The organism is Mycolicibacterium arseniciresistens, from assembly GCF_030519285.1.
In the GTDB taxonomy this organism is placed as follows: domain Bacteria; phylum Actinomycetota; class Actinomycetes; order Mycobacteriales; family Mycobacteriaceae; genus Mycobacterium; species Mycobacterium arseniciresistens.
Window position 1 is genome coordinate 1 of the sequence record NZ_JAUMSQ010000447.1, and the last position, 3,842, is coordinate 3,842.

Sequence of the window (3,842 nt, forward strand, 5' to 3'; positions counted from 1 at the left end):
CGATCGTCGGCGCCTGGTTCGGCCGCGGGGGTCGCCGGCCCGAGCGCACGGCGGCCACGGCGTCGGCGAACGGCCCACCCGAGCGGTACCGCATGCCCGGGTTCTTCACCAGGGTGATCTCGATCAGTTCGCGCACGTTCGGCGGCAGGTCGGCCGGCAGCGGCGGCGGCGTCTCCTTGATGTGCTTCATCGCGACGGTGAGCGCGCCGTCGCCGGTGAACGGGCGCTTGCCCGACACCGACTCGTAGCCGACGACGCCGAGGGCGTAGACGTCGCTGGCCGCGGTGGCGTCGTGGCCGAGGGCCTGTTCGGGGGCGATGTACTGCGCGGTGCCCATCACCATGCCGGTCTGGGTGACCGGGGCGGCGTCGACGGCCTTGGCGATGCCGAAGTCGGTCAGCTTCACCTGCCCGGTCGGCGTGATCAGGATGTTGCCGGGCTTGACGTCGCGGTGCACCAGGCCGGCGGTGTGCGCCACCTGCAGCGCGCGGCCGGTCTGCTCCAGCATGTCCAGCGCGTGCCGCAGCGACAGCCGGCCGGTGCGCTTGAGGACGGAGTTCAGCGGCTCGCCGTTGACGAGCTCCATCACCAGGTAGGCGGTGCGGCCCTCGCCGTCCATGTCGGTCTCGCCGTAGTCGTAGACGCTGGCGATGCCCGGATGGTTGAGCATGGCGACCGTGCGGGCCTCCGCGCGGAACCGCTCGACGAACTCCGGGTCCGACGAGAACTCCGCCTTGAGCACCTTGACGGCGACGCGGCGGCCCAGCCGCGAGTCCACCGACTCCCACACCTGGCCCATGCCGCCGGTGGCGATGAGCCGCTGCAGCCGGTAACGGCCGGACAGCGTGACACCGACGCGGGGGCTCATTGCTCGCCTCGCTTCGCTCGACTTCGGGGACTCACGAGCCCTCCCTCAGCGCCGCGGCGATCGTGGCCCGGCCGATCGGCGCGGCCAGGGTGCCGCCCGTTGCGCCCAGCCGGTCACCGCCGCCCTCCACGAGAACGGCGACGGCGACTTTGGGCGCCTGAGCAGGCGCGAAGGCGATGTACCAGGCGTGCGGCGGAGTGTTGCGCGGGTCGGACCCGTGCTCCGCGGTGCCGGTTTTCGAAGCGATCTGCACGCCGGCGATGGCTCCCTTCTGCTGCGTCACCTGCTCGGCGCCGACCATCAAATCCGTAAGTGTACTTGCGACCTGTGGCGTCACCGCCCGTCGCTGTTCTGCCGGACTGGTGGTGCTGATGTTGGCCAGGTCTGGTCCATTGAGGCTGTCGACCAGGTAGGGCCGCATGGTTACCCCTTCGTTCGCGATGGTGGCGGCCACCATCGCGTTCTGCAGCGGTGTGAGCGCCACGTCCCTCTGGCCGATGCTCGACATGCCCAGCGCGGCGGCGTCGGCGATCGGGCCGACGGTGGATTCGGCGACCTGCAGCGGGATCGGCGCGGGCGCATCGTCGAGGCCGAAGGCCTGCGCGGTGTCGCGCAGCGCGTCGGCGCCGGTGTCGATGCCGAGCTCGACGAAGGCGGTGTTGCACGAGCGCGCGAACGCCTCCCGCAGCGTGGCCGTCGGCCCGCCGCCACACGACGAGCCGCCGAAGTTCTCCAGTGACGCGGTGCTGTCTGGTAATTCGATTCGCGGCGCGGCCGTCACCGTGGTGTTGGGTGTGGCGCCGGCCTGCAGCGCGGCCGCGGTGGTGATGACCTTGAACGTCGATCCCGGCGGGTAGGTCTCGGAGATCGCCCGGTTGAGCAGCGGGTTGTCCGGGTTGTCCCGCAGCTGTCCCCACGCGGTGGCCTGGTCGTCCATGTTGTGGGAGGCCAACTGGTTCGGGTCGTACGACGGCGCCGACACCATCGCCAGGATCTTGCCGGTGGACGGTTCGAGCGCTACCACCGCACCCTTGCACGCCCGGCCGCTGCACCCCTCGGACATCGCGTCCCATGCCGCCTGCTGCACCTGGGGATTGATCGTGGTGGCGACGTTCCCCCCGCGCGGGTCGCGGCCGGTGAAGAAGTCGGCCAGCCGCCGGCCGAACAGCCGCTCGTCGGATCCGTTGAGTATGGTGTCCTCGGCGCGCTCCAGGCCGCTGCTCGAGTAGCTCAGCGAGTAGAAGCCGGTGACCGGGGCGTAGGCCTGCGGGTCCGGATAGACCCGCAGGAACCGGAACCGGCCGTTGGTCGACACCGAATACGCCAGCAGGTCACCGCCCGCCGAGATCTGGCCGCGCTGGCGGGAGTACTCGTCGAGCAGCACCCGCTGGTTGCGTGGATCCGTGCGCAGACCGTCGGCGGTGAACACCTGCGTGATGGTGGCGTTGGCCAGCAGCAGCACGATGAGCGCCATGATCGTGACGGAGATGCGGCGGAGCGAGGTGTTCATACCTTGGAGATCACCTCGGTGCTGGCCGCCGCGATCGAGGTCTGCGGCGCCACCTTGGTGTCGATGGGCCGGCGTGCGGAATGCGAGATCCGCACCAGGATGCCCAGCAGCAGGTAGTTGGCCAGCAGCGACGACCCGCCGTAGGACATCCACGGCGTGGTGAGGCCGGTCAGCGGGATCAGCTTGGTCACCCCGCCGACGACGATGAACAGCTGGATGCCCAGCGTGGACGCCAGCCCGGCGGCCAGCAGCTTGCCGAAGCTGTCGCGCACCGCGATGGCGGTCCGCAGGCCGCGCACGATCACGATCGTGTAGAGCATCAGGACGGCGGCCAGGCCGACGAGGCCGAGTTCCTCACCGACGGCGGCGATGATGAAGTCGGTGGACGCGGCGGGCACCGTTCCGGGCTGACCGTTGCCCAGCCCGGTGCCGAAGATGCCGCCGGTGGCGAAGCTGAACAGCGACTGCACCATCTGGTAGCCGGCGCCGTCCGGGTCGGCGAACGGGTCCAGCCACGTCTGCACGCGAACCCGGACGTGACCGAACATGTGGTACGCCGCAACACTTCCCGCGGCGAAGAGGGCCAGCCCGATCACCACCCAGCTGAACCGGTCGGTGGCGATGTAGAGCAGCACCAGGAACGACGCGTACAGCAGCAGCGACGTGCCGAGGTCCTTCTCGAAGATCATCACTCCGATCGAGGCGATCCACGCCGCGAGCAGCGGCGCGAGGTCGCGGGGCCGCGGCAGATCCATGCCGAGGACGTGCTTGCCCGCACTGGTGAACACGTCGCGCTTGGCCACCAGGACGGCGGCGAAGAAGATCAGCAGCAGGATCTTCGAGAATTCGGCCGGCTGAATCGAGAAGCCGGGCAAGCGGATCCAGATCTTCGCGCCGCCCTGCTCGGAGAATTGGGAAGGCAGCAGCGCGGGAATCACCAGCAGGATCAGGCCGGTCACGCCGCACACGTAGCCGTACCGCGCCAGCATCCGGTGGTCGCTCAGGAACACCACGACGAGCGTGAAGCCCGCGACGCCGATCAGCGCCCACAGCATCTGCTGATTCGCGGTGCCGCCCAAGCCTTCTGACGTCAGCTCGCCGGCGGCGAGGTCGAGCCGGTGGATCATCACCAGGCCCAGTCCGTTGAGCAGCGCCACCACCGGGAGCAGCAGCGGGTCGGCGTACGGCGCGTACCGGCGGACCGCCACGTGTGCGGCGGCGAAGAGGGCGAGGTAGCCCAGCGCGTACTGCGCGAGGTCCCAGCTGAGGCCCTGCTCCTGGTTCACTTCGACGATCAGCAGCGCCACGGTCGTGATGAGTGCCGCGAAGCCGAGCAGGATCAACTCGGCGTTGCGCCGGTTCGGCAGCGGCGGCATCACCGTCACTGGTGACTGGGGCTGCGTCGTCACGCCGCCTCCCGGCAGTTGGTGCCAGGCTCCGGGGGCGGTGGCGGCAGCGCCGTCA

The 3,842-nt window shown here is 69.9% G+C and carries 3 protein-coding genes; all 3 read right to left on the reverse strand.

Annotation, left to right across the window (positions count from 1 at the left end; translation table 11 throughout):
* On the reverse strand, positions 1-868 hold an 868-nt coding region (locus tag Q2100_RS30215; RefSeq protein WP_302916982.1), incomplete at its 3' end, for a serine/threonine-protein kinase.
* Between the two features lie 31 nt (positions 869-899).
* Positions 900-2,378 carry a D,D-transpeptidase PbpA gene (gene pbpA / locus Q2100_RS30220; protein WP_264011821.1) on the reverse strand — a complete coding sequence of 493 codons (1,479 nt, stop codon included), beginning with the start codon at positions 2,376-2,378 and terminating at the stop codon, positions 900-902.
* Positions 2,375-3,787, reverse strand: a complete 1,413-nt coding sequence (locus Q2100_RS30225; RefSeq protein ID WP_302916983.1) for a peptidoglycan glycosyltransferase RodA — start codon at positions 3,785-3,787, stop codon at positions 2,375-2,377. The genes pbpA and Q2100_RS30225 overlap by 4 nt, the downstream gene beginning before the upstream one ends.
* Positions 3,788-3,842: the final 55 nt, after the last annotated feature.